Consider the following 23678-nt stretch of genomic DNA (forward strand, 5'->3'; position numbering starts at 1 on the left):
GCTCTTCTACTTTCCAGACAATCTGTTCTACTTTTCCATGAATAGTTTCCACTTTAGCCGCAAAACTTTCTACTTCCCCTTCAAGAAGTTCTACTTTTCCACTCAAATCAGCTAATAAAATCCGCTCTTCTACTTTCCAGACAATCTGTTCTACTTTTCCATGAATAGTTTCCACTTTAGCCGCAAAACTTTCTACTTCCTCTTCAGGAAGTTCTACTTTTCCACTCAAATCCGCTAATAAATTCCCCGCGTTCTACTTTTCGGACGATCTGTTATACTTTTCCCCGCAAATCGGCTAATAAATGCCGCACGTACCACTTCCCCGCGAGAATCAGCTAATAAATTCCCCGCTTTCACTTAATCGACACTTTCAAGCAACTATTCGCCATTGTGTGACCTATAGCCGCCACTTCTTACAGCTAAAGAATCTCAAAAAAAACCGCCTGCACAAATTTACTTTGTACAGACAGTTTAATATTAGCGTTTTCCTTTAATATATGGAACACCTGAAGCCTTTGGTGCTACTGCTTTACCGATAAAGCCTGCCAACGCTAGAATCGTCAATACATACGGTAAAACTTGTAAAATTACTGGTGGTATTTCCTGAATGTATGGAATATTACCGCCACCGATACTTAATGTTTGCGCCAAACCAAAGAATAGTGCGGCACCTAATGTACCTAGCGGATGCCATTTACCGAAGATCATCGCAGCAATGGCGATGAACCCTTGACCTGCCACTGTAGAAGCCGAGAAATCGCCTGATGATGTCATCGCTAATGATGCACCACCAACACCTGCCAATGCACCTGAAATCATAACACCGATATAGCGCATTTTTGTTACGTTAATCCCCATCGTATCTGCTGCCATTGGATGTTCCCCTACTGCACGAATACGTAAACCGAACGGCATTTTATACAGGACAAACCATGCGCCAACCGCTACGATTAAGGCGATGATCGTTGTCGAATAGACGTTTTGGAACAATAATGGACCTAAAAACGGGACATCGGATAAAAACGGAATTTCAAAACGCTGCAATGGGGCTGACACCATATCCGTTTGCCCTTTGCCATAAATCAATTTAACTAAGAATACTGTAATTGCTGCAGCAAGCATGTTCAGTGCAACACCCGTTACAGTTTGGTCCGCACGGAATGTTACTGCTGCTACGGCAATGATCAGCGAGAAGATTGCCCCTGCCAGTAATGCTGCCAATAACGCCAACCAAATAACATTTTTCCCGAAATCATCATAGTATTCCAAGTTTATATAAATGCCTGTAAATGCACCGACGATCATTAACCCTTCAACACCAAGACCAATTACGCCGGCACGCTCCGAAAATAGCGCGCCAATACCCGTTAAAATAAGTGGTGTTGCGTATAAAAAAGCAGAAGGGACGATAAAGTATAACACTTCTAAAAAGCTCATGTTACTTGCCCTCCTTTTTCTTTCCGAATTTCTCTAATCCAACGCGTAAAATATAGCCTGATGCTACGAATAAAATAATAACGGCGATAATGATTGATACGATCTCTTCTGGAATACCCGCTGCGTTAGGCATATTTAATGCCCCGTATTTCAGCGAACCAAATAAAGATGCACCGAAGAATACACCGATCGGATTGTTCGCACCAAGTAATGCTACAGCAATCCCGTCAAATCCGATTCCTGATGCAGCTGCTTTGATGGATGCGTTTTGGTATGTCCCCAATGCTTCCATCGCACCGCCTAAACCGGCGAATACACCGGAAATTGTCATTGCTAAAATGATGTTGCGGTTTACGTTCATGCCTGCATATTCGGCCGCATTTTTATTGAATCCAACTGCCTTTAACTCGTAGCCGCGCGTCGTTTTTTCTAAAATAAACCACATGACAACCACCATGAAAATAGCGACAAAAATCCCTAAGTGAAGGCTTGAGTTATCTGTAATTTCACGCAGCCACTGATTACGCAATGTAGCTGATGCCAATACAGTCGGTGTTTTAAAACTGCCATCCGACAATGATTTGATTGCAGCATTCGTTAAATATAATGCTGTGTAGTTTAGCATAATCGAAGCAATTACTTCATGCACTTGAAGTTTGGCCTTCAAGAAGCCGACGATGAATGCCCAGAAAGCACCTGCCGCAGCGGCTGCAAGCAATGCTAACGGCAAGTGGATAATGCGCGGTAAGCCTTCGATTGCATATCCAACATATGCAGCCGCAAGCCATCCCATCAATAGCTGCCCTTCTACCCCGATGTTAAATAAACCTGTACGGAAGGCAAATGCTACAGCAAGACCGGCTAAAATATATGGTGTAATTTGGCGAATTGTATTACCGATAGAATAGGAATCTCCAAAAATACCATTCCATAAAGCAATATAGCCCTCAATGGCATCATAGCCGCTGACAACCATGATGATTCCGCCGACGAGCAATCCTAAAATTACCGAAATGAGCGGAACGAGTATATTCACAACGCGATTTGACATTATTCGTTCCCCTCCTTGATAGCTTTTGCCTTACGTTTTTCGCCGGCCATAAGCAAGCCAAGTTCCTGTTCGGAAGTTTCTTTCGGATAAACTGTATCGACGATTGTTCCATCATAAATAACCGCAATACGGTCGGATACATTCATTACTTCGTCTAATTCGAATGAAATTAACAATACAGCTTTCCCTTTATCACGCTGTTCGATTAAGCGAGAGTGAATAAACTCAATGGCCCCAACGTCCAACCCGCGTGTAGGAAGTGCGGCGATTAAAAGATCCGGATCGCGGTCCACTTCACGCCCGATAATCGCTTTTTGCTGGTTACCGCCAGAAAGTGCACGTGCAGGCGTCATTTCGCCTTGGCCTGTACGAACGTCAAACTCTTCAATTACTTGCCGTGCCTTTTCATTAATTTTACTGTAGTCCATTACGAAACCTTTTGATATCGGCGATTTATAATATGTTTGAAGTACAATATTATGGCCAATAGGGAAATCCAATACAAGCCCGTGTTTATGGCGATCCTGTGGAATATGCCCTACGCCTGTCTCCGTAATCTCCCGTGGCTTTAAGCCTGTTATATCCTTGCCATTCAGCGTTACTTTACCGCTTTTGATTTTGCGCAACCCTGTAATCGCTTCGATAAATTCAAGCCTTTTACTTTTTCAATATTACGGTAATCCGCAACGACTAAATTTTCGATTTTAAATATTTCTTCTGTTGGGTTCGGTTCTCCTTTTTCCGTTTTGAACTCTACTTGACGTCCTACCATTAATTCAGCCAATTGGTCAGGGTTTGTTTCGGCTGTTACTACCGTTCCGATCCCTTCCCCTTTGCGGATAATCGTTACACGGTCAGAAACTTCCATAATTTCTTTTAATTTATGTGTAATAATAATGATCGATTTGCCTTCTTTGATAAGAAGCTTCAAAATCGCAATTAACTCTGTAATTTCCTGTGGAGTTAAAGAAGCTGTCGGCTCGTCAAAAATGAGAATTTCTGCACCCCGGTACAATGTTTTCAAAATTTCCACACGCTGCTGCATCCCTACAGAAATGTCTTCAATTTTTGCATATGGATCTACATCCAAATTGTATTTTTTCGATAAGGCCGCAATATCTTTTGCCGCATCTTTAATATTAATGGCCCCAAGCTTAGTAGGCTCACTACCTAAAATAATGTTCTCTGTAACCGTAAAGTTTTCCACGAGCATAAAGTGTTGGTGAACCATTCCTATTCCTAGGTCATTTGCTTTATTTGGATCTGTAATTTTTACCGATTCCCCACGCACTTTTATTTCACCGGCTTCTGGTTGATATAGACCGAAAAGCACATTCATTAAAGTCGACTTACCTGCACCATTTTCTCCGAGCAGTGCATGAATTTCGCCTTTTTTAAGTTGGAGGGTGATATTATTGTTTGCTACGAAACCGCCAAACTCTTTACGAATTCCTAGCATTTCAATCACGTATTCCACTAGACTCACTCCCTTAGGCTATTTATCTTACAAAAAGTTTTTATAAAATTAACACATGAAAGATTGTCGGTAAAATCTTTCATCTATTAATTTTAATTCCTATCAAATAATTCGACATTCTCCAAAAAAAACCTTTTAAATACTATATCAAGAAAATAGAACGCTTACATTTCTAGCAATACTAAATTTACTGAAAATTCCGTTCAAGCTTATAAATCGGAAAATCATCATAAGGGAATAAATCCCCCTATGATGATTACTCCATTAGAAAATATTATTTGCCTTTAGGTTTTTCTTCTGAAACTTTAATTTCGCCAGAAGCAATTTTTTCTTTATATTCTTCTACTTTATCCAATACCTCTTGCGGGATAGCGCCACGAGAGTCAGCTAAACCAACACCGTCTTCAGCTAAACCGTAAACAGTCGTAGTACCGCCTGGGAAATCGCCGTCTTTAGCTTTTGTAGCAATGTCCACTACTGCATTGTTAACACCTTTTAACATAGATGTTAATGTAATGTTTGTTGAATCATCCACTTGACCTTCCGCGTATTGGTCGGCATCTACACCGATTACCCAAATATTTGCATTAGAATCTTTCGCTTTGCGCTCTTTTGCTTCAGAGAATACACCGTTACCTGTACCGCCTGCTGCGTGGAAAATAATATCTACACCAGAAGAGTACATTGAGTTCGCAGCGATTTTACCTGCAGAAGCATCATCAAATTTCCCTGTATAGTTCACTTGGATTTCGATGTCCGGGTTTACGGATTTTGCGCCTTCAACGAAACCAGCGTGGAAGCGGTTGATAACCGGAATATCAACACCGCCTACGAAACCGATTTTGCCTGACTCCGACATTTCAGCTGCAACAACACCCGCTAAGAAAGCGCCCTCTTGCTCTTTGAAAAGGATATTTGCAACGTTTGGCGCGTCAACATCATTTGAGTCGATTAATGCTAACTTTGCATCTGGGTTATCATTTGCGATTTCTCCAATTGCGTCAGCCATCATGTAACCAACACCGAATACTAAATCGAAATCGCGACGTAATAAGTTGTTTAAGTTTGTGTTGTAGTCAGCATCTGATTTTGATTGTAGGTAATCGAAACCGTCGCCTTTAGACAGACCGTTGTCTACACCGAACTTTTGAACGCCTTCCCAAGCTGACTGGTTGAATGATTTGTCGTCGATTCCACCAACGTCTGTAACCATAGCGATTGTGAAATTGTCGCCTGAACCAGCGTCTGTTTTTGTTTCAGAACCTGAATCATTGTTTGAAGTGTCTTTTGAACCAGTTTCCTCATCGTCAGATCCGCATGCCGCCAAAATTGCACCAGTTGCTACTACAGAAGAAATTAATAAACCAAATTTACGCTTTTTCATTAATGAGTCCCCCTCAAAGGTAATTGATATTAGCAGGAATTAAATAATAGAAATTATTGTTCTACACCCGTTTTCGTACTACATGGAAGCTGAATTTGTCAGCCCTGAAATAATTTTTCGAATAAAGAACTACACGATCACTTTCGTCATAGTGCAGTTGTTTTAATACAAGCAAAGCTGTTTCCGGCCCACATTTTAATATCGGTGATACTTCATCATGGAAGCCTACTGGATCGATATACGTCACTGCATACGCGACGCGGATAGCTCCTGTTTGCTCTAATGCCGAAAAAATTGAAACGTTTTGATTACTTATAAATTCTTTTGGCAATAAATTCGCCGGTACTTTGTCTATGCAGTAAACGACCGGCTCATTATCCGCCGTTCTTACACGTTCAATCGTGATAACATTGTCATCAATGTCAGTTTGGAAACGTTCCACATCATCTTCTGTTGCCTTTTCTTCCTTGGCGCTAATAAAAATAGAGCCTGGATGCATACCAGCGTTTTCAATCATAGATGATACACTCGATAATTGTTCAATGCCTGACGTAAACACCGGCTTCGGATTCACAAATGTACCAACACCATGACGACGGACAATAATGTTTTCTTCTTCCAAAAGTCGAAGTGCTTCACGAAGCGTTGCACGACTTACACCTAATGTTTTTGAAAGCTCAAATTCAGAAGGCAATTTTTCGTTTTCACGATAAATCCCTTTATCAATATCTGACTTTAGACGATCAATCACCTGCAAGTATAAATGACGATGATCAGCTTTAATTGTCACTTAGTATCACCACCATAATATAGAGATCAGACATCTGATGTACAACATTCCTACTAATTCGTGAATAATATAACACTTTCAAAGAAAAAAGAAAACATATTTCTTTCAATGTGTTATGTTAATGTGAAAATTTAGCGAATTTATTTAAAAACTCATAGAAAAGGATATATTCTGAAAAATACAACAATACCGGCACCTTGTTAGTTAAAATCTATTTCCTAACACTTGGCGCGGTTTGCTTCCTTCCGGCGGACCTACGATGCCCCGCTGCTCCATTTGGTCGACAATCCGGGCAGCACGTGAATATCCAATTCTAAAACGGCGCTGCAATAACGAGACAGAAGCGGTCTGCATTTCCAAAACGAGCTGGACGGCCTCGTCATACAGCTCATCTGTTTCAGCCATTTCATTTATTACTGGTTCATCTGTCGGAATCATCGCCTCCTCATACTGCGCTTTTTGTTGCTCTATAACATTTCCAATTACTTTTTCCACTTCCTGATCACTTACAAACGCCCCTTGCACACGCACTGGTTTTGATGCCCCTGCCGGCAAGTAAAGCATATCCCCTCGACCTAGCAATCGTTCAGCGCCTCCCATATCTAAAATTGTGCGGGAATCCACTGCAGATGAAACGGCAAAAGCGATACGTGATGGAATATTGGCTTTTATTATGCCCGTAATAACATCCACTGAAGGTCTTTGTGTCGCAATAATTAAATGAATGCCTGCTGCCCGTGCCATTTGCGCCAATCGGGTAATGGCGTCTTCTACTTCACTGGATGCGACCATCATTAAGTCTGCAAGCTCATCAACAATAACGACAATATACGGAAGTCTTGATTGTGCTTCAGAGGCATCTTCATTATGCATATCAATGTAATCATTATATCCTTCAATATTTCTTGTGCCAGAATGCGAAAATAAATCATAGCGTCGTTCCATTTCCGAAACTACTTTTTGCAATGCCTGAGCAGCTTTTCGTGCATCTGTCACAACGGGAGCCAATAAATGCGGAATTCCATTATACACACTTAGCTCCACCATTTTCGGATCAATCATCATCATCTTCACTTCGCTTGGCTTTGCGCGCATCAACAGCGAGACAATAATGCCATTAATACAAACACTTTTACCGCTTCCTGTTGAACCAGCGACCAATAAATGCGGCATTTTATTTAATTCCGCCGAAATCGCTTGGCCTGTTACATCACGACCTAAACTTACGAGCAGTTTCGCTCCAACTTTCACCTGCTCATTCGCTTCAATCACTTCACGTAAAGTTACCATCGCAATCTCACTGTTCGGGACTTCTATCCCAACTGCAGACTTTCCAGGTATTGGTGCCTCAATTCTGATATCTTTAGCGGCAAGAGCCAACGCCAAATCATCTTGAAGACCTACTATTTTGCTAACCTTTACGCCTACATCTGGCATGACTTCATATTTCGTTACAGCGGGACCTAGATGGACTTGTGTCACTTTCGCTTTCACGCCAAAGCTTAAAAAGGTTTGCTCCAACTTTTTTGCATTTGTTTGAATAACCGAATATTCGCCGCTTTGATCATGTTCCGGTGGGGCATTTAACATGTGAATCGATGGTAAAATATACGTTTGGTCTGGGGTGGATGTTATCTCCATAATCGGGCCGGTTAACGGTTCTTCATCGATTTCGGCATCTTTTTGCTGCTCTTGCTTCACTTGCTCAACAAAATTCGAAATAATCGGTTCTTGCCGTGTTGCCGCTGCCGTAATGATGAGTTCTTCCACATCTGCGGCCTCCTCTTCGTCCATGGGAGGCTCGGCATTCGACCGTCTAAGCCTTTTTCCGTTTTCAGGGTTGGCTCTGCTGCTTTTACTGCGTTTTGCTCTTTTCAGCTGTCCTTTCATACTCGGTGCTTTTTCCACTAAAAACGGAACGAGCGCTTTACCGGTAATTAAAATTAAACCGATTGCCATTAATACGAATGCTGCAATTTTCGCGCCATTTGCATCAAACAATACATGAAGCATGCTGAACAATAGTCCGCCAATCATACCGCCGCCGAGAGAATTGCTGCGATTGACGATGCCATCCGCGCTTATTAAAATTCTCCATGTTTCCTTTAATACGGAATTTGACAATAGAGTATTTGTCGCATGCAATTGTTCAAACAACATACTGTGGCTGAAAATCGTTAAACTTGCCCCTACAAAAAGGACACCGTATACGATGCGGCTTTTAAAAGCCACCCCCCGACGTTTCACCATTAACATGCCAGCGATTAAAAAACATAGCAATGGAACGATGAAATGCAAATTACCAAAGAAAAACATCGCCAGTGAATGGAGCCATCTCCCTACAATACCGAATTCCAGAAACTCGATAATCGCAAGAGCAATTAAAAGCAATCCGATTATTTCATATGCTAATGGATGGAGCTCCTGTTTATTTTTCGCCTTTAAAGTTGGTTTCGCCTTTGATTTCGCCTTACTATTTTTCTTTCGATTCACTCGTTATTCACCTACTTAAAAATTGTTCCTTCTTACTAACACTAAGACGCCAAAGTAGCTCACCCGGCTTCCTGATTCAAAATTAATCATTACTCTGGACGCTGTAGTTTTCCTCTGCAGCGGCACAAGCTTGTATTCTATGAACTTAATCTGCGTGAAAGTGTAATAAGCGGAATTTTTCCGGTTATTTGCGCAATCTTCCTTGTTTTGAAGGTAAATAAGGGTAGCTTTTCCGCTTATGCAATGAGAAATCATATATTTACGTTCTTTTTTGGTCGATAGTCGGAATTTCTCCGTCTATTTCGGCTGTTTTCATATTATTTTTTCAAATAAGCGGAACTTTTACTTCTATTTATCCAAGCTCACTCTGCACATCCTGACCCGCGTAGCTGGAATGCTTTCGCCCATAAAAACGCCTTAAAACAAGTTAGAAAAAGGGCTTTCTCACGCTTATAGTAAGAAAACCCGTTTTGTCTATTCAATTACAACTTGGTGCAATTGAATTATTAGTATTCCATAATGATCGGTATAATCATCGGACGACGTTTTGTTTTTTGGAACAAGTATTGATTTAGTGTATCCCGTATTTCCTGTTTAATATTCGTCCATTCAAAAGTTTCTTTGCCAACGTATTTTTCAATAACCTCGCGCGCAATATCAGAAGCTTCTTCCATTAACTGCTCGGACTCGCGCACATATACGAAACCGCGCGATAAGATTTCCGGACCTGATGCAATTTTCTTTTGTGCACGGTTTAGCGTAACAACGACGATGAAAATTCCGTCTTGTGAAAGCAGTTTACGATCGCGCAATACGATGTTGCCCACATCGCCTACTCCGATTCCGTCGATTAACACATTTCCTGCCTGTACACGTCCTGTCATGCGCATTTTGCCGTTTTTGTATTCGATAATATCGCCTTTATCCGCGATGAAAATTTGCGATTTTTTCAGGCCGACTTCCTGTGCGAGTTTAGAGTGCGCAATTAACATGCGGTATTCCCCTTGGATTGGCACAAAATATTTAGGCTTCATGAAGTTCAGCATTAATTTTAAATCTTCCGCGCTCCCATGCCCTGAAACATGCACTTTTTTATTCGATGTCATCACATTTGCCCCAGCTTTCGCAAGTTGGTTCATCGTATTGTACATTTGTACTTCCATACTAGGGGAAGGTGTAAATGTAATTAAAACGGTATCTGTATTTTTAATTTTTACATCACGGTGGTGTTTGCGTACAATTTTATCAAGCACATCGAGTGGTTCGCCTTTATTGCCCGTTGCCATAATAATAATTTCATCGTCTTCATATTTATGAATTTCGTTTACAGGTACGAGTGTTTCTTCATCTACTTCCAAATAGCCTAAGTTTACACCGATATCAACGATTTTCTCCAAAGACTTTCCAACTACCGCAACTTTACGATAGGACGAGGCAGCTTGTCTAAACACTTGTTGAATACGAATAAAGTTCGAAGCATATAGTGCTACAATAATCCGGCCTGGCGCCGAATGGAAAGTTTTTTGCAATTCTTCTGCAACAACCGCTTCACTTGTTGTATAGCCTGGACGTTCTGCTTCAATCGACTCTGATAAAAGCATGAATACGCCTTCTTCTCCGAGTATCGCCATTTTCGCCAAATCCGGCTTAAACTTGCCTGTTGCGGATTGGTCAAATTTAAATTCGCCAGTATGGACGATTGCCCCTTCCGAAGTATGGAACACAATCCCTAAAGAATCGGGGATACTATGTGTTGTATGGAAGAATGTCACATACGTAGAATTAAAATTCATCCGGCTATTGCTCGTCACTTCAAAGAATTTCACTTGGTAAGGCGCCGGCAGCTCTTTTAAATGCTCCTTCGCTAAAGCAATCGTTAATTTCGAGCCGTATACAGGTGCCTTCACTTTCTTTAATACATATGCAATCGACCCAATTGCATCCTCATGCCCATGTGTTAAGAAAATTCCTTTTACACGTTCTTTATTTTCCTCTAAATACGTAATATCGGGAATCACGATATCAATTCCGAGCATTTCGTCCTCTGGGAACATGAGCCCACTGTCTACTACGAAAAGCTCTTCATCGATTTCAATTACATACATTGATTTTCCGATTTCGCCAACTCCACCTAATGGAATGACACGGATTAATTCATTTTTTGTTTTTGTCACTTTATTTCCTCCTAAAATGTTCCGAACAGCAACCACTTAAATTTCATTATACGGGGAGAATGGCGTTAGTACAAATAAAAAAGCGATTTTCTTTTATATGGAATCACGGTGGAATTTAATTCTCAAGCGTTCTAATAGAAAGTGCACTGCGTTAAAAATTTAATACTCAGTTCATCCTCAATACATTGTAAATAATCCTCAAGTCCGCTTTTAATCCACAGTTCGCACAATACATTCTTCACTTTAACAGCAGCTCAATAAAAAAACAGCCACCCACTTCCCATCGGAAGGAGTGACTGTGTATATGCTATTTAACTTGTAAAACGCGGAACTTCTCCGCTTTTTCCTGATACGTATTCCAAATGTCATCAAACGCCGCCTTTTCCTCTGGCAGCATTTCCATCATCGGCATGCGTACATCGAGCGTATCAAAGCCTAATTTCGTCATCGCATATTTAATTGGCGATGGGTTTGGCTGCGCAAATAATGCACGGACAAGCGGCAGTAAAGCACGGTGGATTTGGGCTGCTTCCTGATGGCGCCCTTCTTCAAACGCGCGAATCATTTGCTGCATATCTTTACCGACTACATGCGAAGCGACAGATATAATGCCGCGTCCGCCAATTGCAAGCAACGGCAATGTTAAGCCATCGTCGCCAGAATACACTAAAAAATCCGAATCGACATTTTCAATAATGTCGCCCATCTGATCTAAGTTACCGCTAGCTTCTTTAATACATGTAATATTCGGTACGTCCTTACTAATGGCAATTGTCGTTTCCGCTAAAATATTGGCACCTGTTCGACCAGGCACATTATACAGCATAACAGGCAATGTCGTTTCCTTTGCGATTGTTTCAAAGTGCGCGTACATTCCGCGTTGGTTCGGCTTATTGTAATACGGTGTTACGAGCATTATTCCATCCGCGCCGTTTTCTTCCGCTTTATGTGTCATCATAATAGAATAGGCCGTTTCGTTGTCTCCTGTTCCTGCAATAACCGGCACGCGTCCTGCCGCTTTCTCCACTGTGAAACGCACGACCTCGATTTTTTCTTCCGTTGACATCGTCGGGTTTTCCGAAGTTGTTCCACAAGCGATAATCGCATCTGTCCCGTTGTCAATTAAATGATTAATAATGCGCTCCAGCTCAGGATAATTAATCGTACCGTCTTTTTTGAACGGTGTAATCATCGCTGTGCCAATTCGTCCGAAATCCATAACTAATCTCTCCCCTTATAGTAAGTGATCCTCTAGCATAGCTTCTGCAATTTGAATAGAATTAAGTGCCGCGCCTTTTAATAAGTTATCTGACACAATCCATAAGTGGAATCCTTTTTTATTGTCCAAATCCTGGCGAATACGCCCAACAAATATCGGCTCTTCATTTTCCGCGAAAATTGGCATCGGATAAATTTGCTCGTGTATATCATCCTGTAGAACAATGCCCGGCGCCTCTTTTAATACAGCGAAAATTTGTTGTACTGTCGCTTCCTGCTCGAGTTCGATATAAACCGATTCGGAATGCCCTGATACGACTGGGACACGGACACAAGTAGCGGCTACTTTTAATTCGGGCGCTTCCATAATTTTTTTTGTTTCGTTGATCATTTTCATTTCTTCATATGTAAAGCCATTGTCCGTAAATTTATCAATTTGCGGAATGACATTACGTGCTATCGGGTAATGCTTTACGTCTGATTTAACTGGAAGTACATGTGCATCGACATTTTTACCAGCTTCCCACTGTGCGCTTTGCCCTCGTAATTCCTCAATCGCTGCCACTCCTGAACCAGATACTGCTTGGTATGTGGACACGACAATTTTTGTTAAGCCGAATTTTTCGCGGATCGGCTGCAATGCCGCCACCATTTGAATTGTCGAACAGTTTGGGTTTGCAATAATCCCTTTTGGAATCGATTTTAGTGCATGGCGGTTCACTTCCGGCACAACAAGCGGCACTTCCGGATCCATGCGGAAGTGACTTGTGTTGTCGATAACAATGGCACCACGCTTCGCTGCTTCAGGTGCTAAAGCTTCGGAAACCGAGCCTCCTGCTGAAAATAATGCAATATCCACACCTTCAAAGCTTTCGGGCGTTGCTTCTTCTATCGTATATTTTTCACCGTTGAATTCAATTGGGTTTCCAGCTGAACGAGCAGAAGCCAAAAATTTAATTGATGCAATCGGGAATTGACGCTCAACTAATTTTTCCATCATTTTGGAACCTACTGCCCCTGTTGCTCCAACTACAGCAACATTCAATTTCTTCGTCATGTCTCATCTCTCCTAAAAATATCGGTATGTATATAATGTTGGATATTGTATCATAATTTATTTGAATTGTGTTGGATTATTTGATTATTTAAAAAATTGTATAAATATAGGTTGTATCTGTTTTTTATGAGCGAGCGCAAACGATACAGTTTCGAGCATTTTTGTGAAATCTGCTATAAGCGATGTCGGTTTTTTAATTGGGTCATCTTGGCCGAATGGGATGAAAAAAATGTTTTTAGCATTCATCAATTTCATTAAATTCATCCCATTTAACCCTAATGCATCATTCGTCGATATTCCAAGCACTACGGGGGAGCCATTTCGAAGTGTCGCTTTTGCGGCCATTAATACCGCACTATCTGTTGCAGCATTGGCGAATTTGCTTATTGAATTTCCTGTCATCGGTGCAATAACCATACAATCTAAAGGATTTTTAGGTCCAAATGGCTCTGCCTCGACTATTGAACTGACAACCTTTTCCCCGGCTTGTTCTTCAATTTTCGCAATCCACTCTTCACCTGTTCCGAATCGAGTTGCTGCATGTAGTACAGAAGGTGTTATAATCGGAACAACTGTTGCACCGGCCTCACGGAATTGGGATATTTTCGGCACGACATCTTCATACGTGCAATGGGATGCAGTAATTCCTAAACCAATGCGTTTTCCTTCAAGCATTTGTTTCCTCCTTTCGCAATTCAAGTATCGTTTCATATAATAAGTTTGCCGCTGCTTGCGGAAAGTATTTCCCGGGTAATGCAGGAAGCAGCTCATATTGAGATAATTTCATGTCATGCAGGCAGCCTGGACTTGAAGCGACATCATATATAGGACGAGCAGTCCACGCATCATAGTTTTTTGTTAACCAATTTGTCGGAATCGTATTGATAAGAAAATCGGCATGCATATGATTTTTTTCGTTTAATTCTATTCCTTTATATCCGAAAGCAATCGCCTCTGCTTTTTGGGTATCAGAACGTACCGCGATGATGACTTTCGCATTCAATCTTGTTAAAAATAATGCAAGCATTTTTGCCACTCGCCCAAACCCTGTAATTACAATCGTTTTATGCTGAACATTTACCTTCTCCTTGTATAAATGGGCTAAAAAACTTTCCGCTGTTAACGCAGCATTTTTCCAAATGAACGTCTCATCCTCCAAATAAAAATGAACTCGTTTATTTTGGGTAAACTGCTTCCATTGTTCCGTATATTTCCCTGCAAAAAACTGTGCTTGCCTTATTCCTAAAAGCTCCTCCACTTGAATTGATAATGGCTGAATGGGCAATACGATTTCTGTCGGATGCAGTTCCAATGCCACTTTGTTTAAAGCTTCATCCCACACAGCCGTGTTTTTATAGTAGACGGTGCGGTCATTTGTTGATAATTGCTTTGCTAAAAACCTCATCCGTTCATCTGTTCCGATAACGAGCCAACGTTCATTCATCGTCTGCATGCTTTAATGTGGAAGTCGTCTTTTGAAATAATATCCGGTCTTCCCCGATCAAAATGATTTCTTTCCAGGGAATATATTTCACCATACCTGCCTTCTTCTTCTGGAACGGCATTTTCACCATTTGTGGAGGCATTTCAAATCCGACAATTTTCCCTGTTTTCGCATCGAAAATACATTCGGTCTCTGCTAAAAATCCATAACGGACACCATTTTCCATTTCGATCAATTCTTTCTCAGCGAGCTCTGATAAAAGCATTGTATCCCTCCTCTTGTAAGAGCCTACCATTACTATATGCACCAACATTCCTATAAGTGAAATTCGAATTTTCAAATTTTAAAATGGACATATCATCATTAATCTGTATATACTGTATATATACAGATTGCACCGAGGTGATTAAAACTAATGATTATAAAATTGAGCAACAATAGTGAAAAGCCCATTTACGAGCAGATTACCGATCAATTAAAACAGGCGATTTTGACCGGTGTCCTCGTTACAGGAGATCCCCTTCCATCGATAAGGGCATTGGCCAAAGAGTTAAAAATCAGTGTAATGACAACAAAACGCGCATATGCGGATTTGGAGCGCGATGGTTTTATCGAGACGGTTGCCGGTAAAGGTAGCTATGTATCAGAGCGCAACCAGGATTTCTTGAGGGAGGAACTCATTCGCCAAATTGAAGTACATTTAACTAAAGCTGTTTCAATTGCAAAAACTGCTAATGTACAAAAACGGGATTTGCTTGAATTACTCGATTTACTATTGGAGGAATGAAAATGAACGCAATTGAAGTAAAAAATGTTTCGAAGCAATTTAAAAATTTCCGGTTAAACAACATCTCGTTTACAGTGGAATGTGGTACAATTGCTGGCTTTATCGGTCAAAATGGCGCAGGGAAAACTACTACGATGAAACTGCTTCTAAATTTATTGAAAAAGATCGATGGAGAAATTCTTCTTTTTGGGAAAGATCATGTTATGCATGAAGTGGAATCAAAGGCCCGAATTGGAGTCGTATTTGATGAATTGCATGTGCCCGACAGTTTCACGCCAAGGGAACTTGATGTACTTTACGGCAATGTATACCCCACTTGGGACCGTCTTTATTTCCATGATTTATTGGAAAAACTGAATGTGCCGAAGTACGATAAAATTAAAACAATGTCCAAAGGAGCGAAAATGAAGCTTGCTCTGTCATTGGCTTTAGCGCACCGACCGAAGCTTTTATTGCTCGATGAACCGACAAGCGGACTTGATCCGATTGCGCGGGATGATGTATTGAATATGCTGCAAAGCTTTATGGAACACGAAGACCATGCAATATTATTTTCCTCCCATATAACTACAGATTTAGAGAAAATCGCCGATACGATAACATTTATTCATGAAGGTGAAATTCTGTTTAGTGAAAACAAAGATGATTTGCTTTATGGTTATGGGATTTGGAAAGGCTCGCACGAAGAGGCAAAAATCATTCCAAACCATGCAATCATCAGTAAACGTGATTATATGTTTGGCATTGAATATTTAGTATTGCGCGAGTTAGTGAATCCAATTATTGAATTACAGAAACCGACGCTTGAAGAGATGATGCTATTTTTTGTAAAGGGGAGAAAAGGATGAAGCAAGCACTATTCCGTCATTACGAGCAGCAATTGGCATCATGGATTTTGCTGACACCAGTCTGCGCATCTTTTTTTGGGCTCATTTTAGTATTTAAGGATGTGGAATTAGCAGCTTATTATGTGCTATCAATTAGTGTAACGGTGCTTTGTGCCATTTATTTAGATATGCGGGAAAAGCAATTGCGCATGACGAGTCTATTTCCGATTTCAAGAAAAATGTTTTTCTTTGCCGATTTATTTTTTTTAGGACGCTATATTGCGTACTACATCCTTTATACACTTACGGCTACAACAATTATTGAAACATTGCTTGTGAAGCAGCCCGTTTTTCCTTCTATAAAGCAATTATTTATAAGCTTTGGGATTTCCTTTTTCATCATTGCAATTTTCCTGGGAGTTCGGCGCTTTAAATTCGGTGCGTTGATCAATCTGTTAATATTTATCGTCCCGCTTGCCTTTTTCCAGTTATCGCCGCTATTCAACAATTTCGCCATACTGCATGGCCTACTGTTTTTGCTTGGAGCGATTGTACTTTTCATTAGTGCAGCCAGTTTTACTTATTTCCGCGAGGATCGGAGGGATATCACATGATTTCGCTGCTTAAAATGCATTTTTATTTATCTCGAAAGCTATTGCTACTATCATTTACCCTGATTTTAGGTTTAATGGCCGCTCAATGGTTCATAAGCAATCAGATTAATATAGGCTTTTTATCGATCTATCTTTTATGTATGACCCCGGCATTAAATATTAGTTTTTTGCTGGAAAACCATTTTATAAAGCGTTTGCGTATAATACCGATTGCGCCAAAAAATTTTGTGAAGAGCTTATTTATTTTTTGTTTACTGCTTGCTTCGTGCATTAGTGTGCCACTTGCCATTTATCAAGCGGTACTGTATAAAAACGGACAGATCGGGCATTATGAATTTTCGTTTATTGCAATGGTTTTTGCGGCCGGTATTGCTTCAATCGGCTCGATGCTCAAAAGCTATTTAAGCAACCCTTCTCAGGCGAAGAAAAGCTTTTCCATATGGCCGATCATCACTTATATTTTCGTGTTTACGATTGTTCATTTTGCTATTCAGCTATTGTTTAATATAATGGATATGAAACTTGCCGGTGCTGCTGTAACGCCACTTGTTGGATTATATGTCTATTATAAATATTATAAGGCGGCCGTTATAGGATTCAAGGCAGCGGAATTTTAAAAGGACAGCGCATGCTATATTTAGCCGGCGCTGTCCTTTGCATTATTCGTTTTCCGGTCCGATAATCGCTATTGCCGGCTCGGTCAATAAAATTTGTGTAATAAGTTCGTCAATCGTTTCCATTGAAATTGCATCAATTTTCGCCAACACTTCATCAACAGTTCGGTGATGTTGATGTATTAGCTCATTTACCCCATTGCGGTTCATATAATCCTCTGTTCCTTCAAGTCCCAATACGAAACCGCCCTTTAGCTGCTCCTTCGCATTTCCAAGCTCTGTTTCCGTTACCCCGCCTGCTACGATATCGAGTAATGTTTGGTCGATTTGCTGCTTTAGCGCATCCAGATTTTGTTTGGAAGCAGAAGCATAAATCGTAAAGACACCGACATCTTCATAGCTCGACTGATAGCTGAATACGGAATATGCCAAGCCACGCTCCTCACGCACTTCCTGGAACAGGCGTGAACTCATATTGCCGCCGATAATATTATTCAAGGCGATAAAGCTATACATATTTGGGTCTTTTACGCCAATTGCAGGGAATGAAATAGCGATATGTGCTTGCTCTGTATCGCGCACTTTTTCGATTTCACCTGGTGTAAATAATGGATATGAAGGTTTTGAAACAACTGATTCAGCACTTGCTTCATAATTTCCGAATAATGCTTCTATTTTTTCCAGTAAACCTTCTTCAATATTGCCCGCGATTGAAATGACCACATTTTGCGGGGTGTAATGTTTAGCAATATATGAGCGGATCATTTGTGCATCAAAGGTCGCAAGTGTTTCAGGAGTCCCTAAAATTGGCCGGCCCAAAGCATCGCCAGGATATGTAACGGCCCATAGCTTTTCATGGACATCATCTGCCGGGTCATCTTCACTCATATATATTTCCTCAAGCACGACTTGTCGCTCTCGTTCGATATCTTCTTTCGTAAATAGCGAGTAAAAAAACATATCGGCTAAAATATCAACAGCTAGCTCCCCATGATGATCCAGCACTTTCGCATAATAGCAAGTATGCTCTTTTGATGTGAACGCATTAATCTCTCCGCCGATCCGGTCAAATTCCTCGGCAATTTGACGGGCTGTCCGGTTTTTTGTCCCTTTAAATAGCATATGCTCGATAAAATGGGTAATACCGTTTTCTTCTTCCGTCTCATAGCGTGACCCTGCATTCACCCAAATTCCGACTGATAATGATCGGACATGCGGCATTTGCTCTGTGACAATGCGCACACCATTTTTTGCTGTAATTACTTGTACCATAAATTTCTCCTTCATTTCGGCTATTAAAATATACGTATTAATTAAAAACCCGCTGTATTCCATTTCGGAGGCCAACAGGATGTTGGTCACGAATGCGCTGTCACACGGTGTGACGCTCCTAGCATTCCGTTCTTCCATACATTATTTAAAAAAGAGGCTGTACAATAGTGTACAACCTCCCTTTTTATCTTGTTTGAAACGCTTGTTTCAATTATTTCCCTTGTTCTGCGCGCTCTTTTTCTTCTTTGATCACTACTTTACGTGATAAGTTTACGCGACCTTGTTTATCGATCTCGATACATTTTACAAGTAATTCATCACCTAGTTTTAATACGTCTTCCACTTCTTTCGTACGTTCTTCCTGAATTTCCGAAATATGCAGTAAGCCGTCTTTACCTGGGAAGATTTCACAGAATGCACCGAATTTTTCAATGCGTTTTACTGTTGCCATGTAGTACTCGCCTACTTTAGCTTCTCGTACGATTGATTCGATCATTTCTTTAGCACGGTTAATCATTGCTTCATCAGCTGAAGCGATGTAAATTGTGCCATCTTGTTCTGTATCAATTTTAACGCCTGTTTCATCAATAATTTTATTGATTACTTTACCACCCGGTCCGATTACATCGCGGATTTTGTCAGGATTAATTTTGATTGAAACAATTTTTGGTGCGTATTGTGATAATGAAGTGCGAGACTCTGAAATCGTTGACATCATATGCTCTAAAATGTGCATACGGCCGATTTTCGCCTGTGTTAATGCTTCTTCTAAAATATCACGAGACAGACCATCGATTTTAATGTCCATTTGAAGTGCTGTTACACCTTTAGCTGTACCTGCCACTTTAAAGTCCATGTCGCCAAGGTGGTCTTCCATACCTTGGATATCTGATAATACTGTATAGTGCTCGCCTTTTTTAACAAGACCCATTGCAATACCTGCAACCGGTGCTTTAATTGGCACACCTGCAGCCATAAGTGCCATTGTCGATGCACAAATTGATGCTTGAGAAGTAGAACCGTTTGATTCCAATACTTCCGATACACAACGGATTGCATACGGGAATTCTTCTTCTGATGGCATTACCGCTAAAATCGCACGCTCACCTAATGCACCGTGACCGATTTCACGGCGGCCCGGGCTACCGTAACGACCTGTTTCCCCAACTGAGAATTGAGGGAAGTTATAATGGTGCATCCAGCGTTTTGACTCTTCAATACCTAAGCCGTCAATAATTTGAACGTCACCTAAAGCACCTAACGTACAAATTGATAATGCCTGCGTTTGTCCACGTGTGAATAATGCTGAACCGTGTGCACGCGGCAATAGATCTACTTCAGAAGAAAGTGCACGGATTTCATCTTGCTTACGACCATCCGGACGAACTTTGTCTTCTGTAATTAAACGACGCACTTCATCTTTTACCATTTTATCTAAAATAGCATTCACTTGCTTCATCGTCTCATCGTCAGCTTCCTGTGCTTCATAAGCTTCGATAACACGTGTTTTTACTGCTGTAATATTTTCTTGGCGTAATTGCTTGTCCACCGTTTGGATCGCTGTATTCATATCAGCTTCACATTCAGCTTTGATCGCTGCTGTTAAGTCTGCATCTAATTCATATAATGTTACTTCTAGTTTTTCTTTACCAACTTCAGCAACAATTTGCTCCTGGAAAGCAATTAACTTTTTAATTTCTTCATGACCGAACATAATCGCTTCAAGCATGATTTCTTCAGTTACTTCTAAAGCACCTGCTTCTACCATGTTGATCGCGTCTTTGTTACCTGCTACTGTTAAATGAACAGTCGATTTTGCCGATTGTTCTACAGTCGGGTTCACAACGAATTCTCCGTTGATATATCCTACATGTACACCTGCAATCGGTCCGTCGAATGGAATATCAGAAATTGCCAATGATAATGAAGAACCAAACATTGCCGCTACATCAGCTGGGCAGTCTGAATCATTTGACATAACCATTAAAATAGATTGTACTTCATTACGGAAACCATCCGGGAACATTGGACGGATCGGACGGTCGATTAAGCGAGAAGTTAATACCGCCGCTTCTGATGGACGTCCTTCACGTTTAATGAAACCACCCGGGATTTTCCCTGCTGCATATAGACGTTCTTCAAAGTTAACTGTTAACGGGAAGAAATCTAATGGCTTTGGAGATTTTGACATTGTTGCTGTGGCTAAAACTGCAGTTTCACCGTAGCGAATCATCGCAGCACCATTTGCTTGTTTTGCTAACTGCCCTACTTCTACTACAAGTGGACGGCCTGCCCATTCATACGAAAAGACCTTTTTTTCGTTCATTAAATGAACCCCTTTCTTATTGAAACACTCTACGTAATCTTTTTATGTACCATAGTAAGTGTATCAAAAAAGCGTTTTCTATGCTAAATTTTTTAATTAAAATATCGATAAATTTAATTAATTATTTTCAACTTTCCAGCAATGGTTTAACTTCTTTCAACGGGCGTTATGACACCTGCTCAAAGAAGTTAAACATCGCACCATTGAATCGGAAAGCAAAATCTTTTCAAACATAATAAAAAGCGGGAAAAATCCCGCTTTTTATTGTCAGATTAGCGACGTAATCCAAGTTTAGTGATTAATTCACGGTAACGAGCTACGTCGTTTTCACGTAAATATTTTAATAAATGACGACGTTTACCTACCATTTTTAGAAGACCACGTTGAGAGTGGAAATCTTTTTTGTGAGTAGCTAAGTGTGCGTTTAAAGCGTTGATTTCTGCAGTTAATACAGCGATTTGTACTTCTGGAGAACCAGTGTCTGTTTCGTGTACGCGGTACTCAGCGATAATTTCGTTTTTACGTTGTTGTGTAATTGCCATTTGAAATGACCTCCCAAATAAATAAAATATCCCCGTTAGCACAGCAATCGCTGGAGTTGCAAAAAGCCGAGCCAAGGTTCATACGAGATTTTCGTACTTATGAATAGTACCATAGTTCGCTATATGTGTGCAACTATTTAGCGTAGTTGTTCAAAATAAGCAATCGCCTGCTCTTTATCCAATTCGATTTGCTCAATTAAAGCTTCGATGCCATTAAATTTCCGCTCGCTCCGTATACGTTTATACCAGCCAACGACCACTTCTTCACCGTAAATGTTTTTGTCGAAATTTAAAATATGCACTTCAATCGACAGTTTCTTTTCATCCGGATTTTTGAAAGTCGGTTTATAGCCTACATTGCAAACACCATCATACCATTTGTTTTGCACTAAAATTTTCACAGCATAAACACCTGTAGCCGGGATGTAGCAACCTTCCATTGCCTGTACGTTTGCTGTCGGGAAGCCCATCGTACGCCCGCGCTTATCACCATGTACGACGATGCCCGGAACTTCAAATGCGCGGCCCATCAATGTGCGAACTTGCTCCATTTCCCCGTCCTGCAAAGCTTTGCGAATACGTGTTGAGCTGATTTTTTCCTCGTCATCCTTCTGTTTCTCAATAATGGTCACACCAAATTGCCCGTTTGATAATTGCGCCAAAAGCTCCATATTCCCTTTGCCAAATGCCCCGAACGAAAAATCGAAGCCAGCCGTCACATGCTGGACATTTAAATCAATAAGGAAATACTCGATAAATTGCTCGGGTGTTAGCTTGGCAAAATCCGAAGTGAAGTTTACAACGAATACTGTATCGACACCGAGCTTTTGCAATGTATCCAATTTTTGCGCAAGTGGCGTTATATAAAACACCTTTTCATTACGCCCGCCCAACACGATCGATGGATGCGGATCAAATGTCATCACTGCGCTTTTAATATTTAACAGCTGGGCTTTTTGTTTTGCAGCTTCAATGACTGCCTGATGCCCTTTATGTACCCCATCAAAAAAGCCGATCGCTAATGAATAGGCTTGTTTTTCATTTTGTTGCGCTAATTGATGCGGGTATTTTAAATGAATAACGTTCATCATCTGCCTCCTAATTAATTTCGGGAAACATTTTATCCGGCTTCATTTGTCCGTGTTTTGTCGGATGTGCGATATATACCGCAAATGCTCGTCCCTCTACACCATACACAATTTTATTATGCTCTTTTAATAATGCATGCATCGGGAGAACTTGTCCATTGAAAATTTGCTTTTCAATGTCTGCTGTTATTTCAATATACGGATAATCGGATAAAGCATACTCTACAGGCAGCAGAAATTTTTCCTGCTCATTCAACTCCATCATTTCCGCAATTTGTGCTAATGTAAAGCAATTATCCTTTGTAAATGTGCCTGAAGCAGTACGTACAAGTTCATGCATATGAGCTGGATAGCGTAACGCTTCTCCGATTTGCACGGCTAATGTACGAATATATGTACCTTTTGAACATTTGATGCGGATCGAGAATTTCACTTCTTCTCCTTCGAAACTTTGTGCATCATCCAATAATTCCAGCTCATAAATCGTGATTTTACGTGTTGGGCGTTCGACTGTTTGGCCTGCTCTAGCATACTCATAAAGCTTTTTCCCGTTCACTTTTACAGCGGAAAACATCGGAGGCGTTTGTTCAATTTCACCTGTCAGCGTTTGGAGCGCCTGTAAAATTTCTTCACGAGTAAATGATTTTAAACCTGTATTTTGCTCGACCGTTTCGCCTTCCGCATCTTCTGTTGTTGTCGTGCGTCCGATTGAAACGACTGCTTCATATGTTTTGCCGGCATCTGTCAAATATTCGGCGATCCGTGTTGCCTGACCGATGCAGATGGGCAGGACACCTTCTACACCGGGATCAAGTGTCCCGGTATGACCTACTTTTTTCGTCTTCAATATTTTTCGTAATTTAAATACACAGTCATGACTTGTCATGCCGCGCTCTTTCCATAATGGCAGAATACCGTTCATTAGCTTACTCCTTTGTCTGTACTTCATATTGTGTGTGGTGCGGGCGATCTTTAAAATTATTTTAATTTAAATAAACGGAGTTTTGAGAGTGTCGATTAAGTTATATTTTCTTTTGGTCCTAACCCATTTTTTTCACACATTTTGTGGTAATTAAGTTTTTT

The 23678-nt window shown here is 40.7% G+C and carries 21 protein-coding genes and 1 pseudogene; 4 read left to right on the forward strand and 18 right to left on the reverse strand.

The window, feature by feature from the left end; all coding sequences use genetic code 11:
- The 13 genes and pseudogenes from ACTHOQ_RS16610 to ACTHOQ_RS16670 form a co-directional block, all read right to left on the reverse strand.
- A partial coding sequence (locus tag ACTHOQ_RS16610; RefSeq protein ID WP_440497264.1) for a hypothetical protein occupies positions 1-229 on the reverse strand: 229 nt, incomplete at its 3' end.
- 248 nt (positions 230-477) lie between these two features.
- Positions 478-1437: an ABC transporter permease gene (locus ACTHOQ_RS16615; protein ID WP_440497265.1), complete on the reverse strand. Its 960-nt coding sequence runs from the start codon at positions 1435-1437 to the stop codon at positions 478-480.
- A gap of 1 nt (position 1438) precedes the next feature.
- On the reverse strand, positions 1439-2488 hold the full coding sequence (locus ACTHOQ_RS16620) for an ABC transporter permease (RefSeq protein ID WP_440497266.1): 1050 nt from the start codon (positions 2486-2488) through the stop codon (positions 1439-1441).
- A pseudogene (locus tag ACTHOQ_RS16625) lies at positions 2488-3965 on the reverse strand (ABC transporter ATP-binding protein). Before ACTHOQ_RS16625 ends, ACTHOQ_RS16620 begins: the two are co-directional and overlap by 1 nt.
- A gap of 274 nt (positions 3966-4239) precedes the next feature.
- On the reverse strand, positions 4240-5349 hold the full coding sequence (locus ACTHOQ_RS16630; RefSeq protein WP_440497267.1) for a BMP family lipoprotein: 1110 nt from the start codon (positions 5347-5349) through the stop codon (positions 4240-4242).
- A 61-nt stretch (positions 5350-5410) separates the two neighbouring features.
- A complete protein-coding gene (locus ACTHOQ_RS16635) occupies positions 5411-6139 on the reverse strand; it encodes a GntR family transcriptional regulator (protein WP_440497268.1) in 729 nt (242 codons plus the stop codon).
- A gap of 204 nt (positions 6140-6343) precedes the next feature.
- A complete protein-coding gene (locus tag ACTHOQ_RS16640; protein ID WP_440497269.1) occupies positions 6344-8632 on the reverse strand; it encodes an FtsK/SpoIIIE family DNA translocase in 2289 nt (762 codons plus the stop codon).
- Positions 8633-9138: 506 nt separating this feature from the next.
- Entirely contained in the window at positions 9139-10806 is a 1668-nt protein-coding gene (locus ACTHOQ_RS16645) for a ribonuclease J (RefSeq protein WP_440497270.1), read from the reverse strand.
- A 307-nt stretch (positions 10807-11113) separates the two neighbouring features.
- The gene (dapA, locus tag ACTHOQ_RS16650; RefSeq protein ID WP_440497271.1) at positions 11114-12025 is read right to left on the reverse strand and encodes a 4-hydroxy-tetrahydrodipicolinate synthase; all 912 of its coding nucleotides are present in this window, start codon (positions 12023-12025) and stop codon (positions 11114-11116) included.
- A gap of 15 nt (positions 12026-12040) precedes the next feature.
- A complete protein-coding gene (locus tag ACTHOQ_RS16655; protein ID WP_440497272.1) occupies positions 12041-13081 on the reverse strand; it encodes an aspartate-semialdehyde dehydrogenase in 1041 nt (346 codons plus the stop codon).
- Positions 13082-13165: 84 nt separating this feature from the next.
- Positions 13166-13756 (reverse strand): dipicolinate synthase subunit B, encoded by a 591-nt coding sequence (locus ACTHOQ_RS16660; protein ID WP_440497273.1) that lies wholly within the window; start codon positions 13754-13756, stop codon positions 13166-13168.
- Positions 13749-14525, reverse strand: a complete 777-nt coding sequence (locus tag ACTHOQ_RS16665) for an NAD(P)-dependent oxidoreductase (protein WP_440497274.1) — start codon at positions 14523-14525, stop codon at positions 13749-13751. The genes ACTHOQ_RS16660 and ACTHOQ_RS16665 overlap by 8 nt, the downstream gene beginning before the upstream one ends.
- Entirely contained in the window at positions 14518-14790 is a 273-nt protein-coding gene (locus tag ACTHOQ_RS16670) for a YlmC/YmxH family sporulation protein (protein WP_440497275.1), read from the reverse strand. Before ACTHOQ_RS16670 ends, ACTHOQ_RS16665 begins: the two co-directional genes overlap by 8 nt.
- 150 nt (positions 14791-14940) lie before the next feature.
- On the opposite strand from ACTHOQ_RS16670, the gene ACTHOQ_RS16675 reads away from it, so the two are divergent.
- From ACTHOQ_RS16675 to ACTHOQ_RS16690, 4 genes are read left to right on the forward strand one after another with little or no spacing between them, the layout of a single operon-like run.
- Entirely contained in the window at positions 14941-15312 is a 372-nt protein-coding gene (locus ACTHOQ_RS16675; RefSeq protein ID WP_440497276.1) for a GntR family transcriptional regulator, read from the forward strand.
- Positions 15313-15314: 2 nt separating this feature from the next.
- Positions 15315-16160: an ABC transporter ATP-binding protein gene (locus ACTHOQ_RS16680; RefSeq protein WP_440497277.1), complete on the forward strand. Its 846-nt coding sequence runs from the start codon at positions 15315-15317 to the stop codon at positions 16158-16160.
- Positions 16157-16753, forward strand: coding sequence for an ATPase (locus tag ACTHOQ_RS16685; protein WP_440497278.1), 597 nt, complete (start codon positions 16157-16159; stop codon positions 16751-16753). Before ACTHOQ_RS16680 ends, ACTHOQ_RS16685 begins: the two co-directional genes overlap by 4 nt.
- Positions 16750-17370, forward strand: coding sequence for a hypothetical protein (locus ACTHOQ_RS16690; RefSeq protein ID WP_440497279.1), 621 nt, complete (start codon positions 16750-16752; stop codon positions 17368-17370). The genes ACTHOQ_RS16685 and ACTHOQ_RS16690 overlap by 4 nt, the downstream gene beginning before the upstream one ends.
- Positions 17371-17412: 42 nt before the next feature.
- Here ACTHOQ_RS16690 and ACTHOQ_RS16695 read toward each other — a convergent pair whose 3' ends face one another.
- The 5 genes from ACTHOQ_RS16695 to truB form a co-directional block, all read right to left on the reverse strand.
- Positions 17413-18639, reverse strand: coding sequence for a M16 family metallopeptidase (locus tag ACTHOQ_RS16695; RefSeq protein WP_440497280.1), 1227 nt, complete (start codon positions 18637-18639; stop codon positions 17413-17415).
- 211 nt (positions 18640-18850) lie between these two features.
- A complete protein-coding gene (gene pnp / locus ACTHOQ_RS16700; RefSeq protein ID WP_440497281.1) occupies positions 18851-20965 on the reverse strand; it encodes a polyribonucleotide nucleotidyltransferase in 2115 nt (704 codons plus the stop codon).
- Positions 20966-21237: 272 nt separating this feature from the next.
- A complete protein-coding gene (gene rpsO / locus ACTHOQ_RS16705) occupies positions 21238-21507 on the reverse strand; it encodes a 30S ribosomal protein S15 (RefSeq protein ID WP_079525302.1) in 270 nt (89 codons plus the stop codon).
- Between the two features lie 137 nt (positions 21508-21644).
- Positions 21645-22595, reverse strand: coding sequence for a riboflavin biosynthesis protein RibF (gene ribF / locus ACTHOQ_RS16710; protein ID WP_440497282.1), 951 nt, complete (start codon positions 22593-22595; stop codon positions 21645-21647).
- Positions 22596-22605: 10 nt separating this feature from the next.
- A complete protein-coding gene (gene truB / locus ACTHOQ_RS16715) occupies positions 22606-23517 on the reverse strand; it encodes a tRNA pseudouridine(55) synthase TruB (RefSeq protein ID WP_440497283.1) in 912 nt (303 codons plus the stop codon).
- Between the last annotated feature and the right edge of the window lie 161 nt (positions 23518-23678).

The organism is Solibacillus silvestris, assembly GCF_051967575.1.
GTDB classification, from domain to species: Bacteria; Bacillota; Bacilli; order Bacillales_A; family Planococcaceae; genus Solibacillus; species Solibacillus silvestris_B.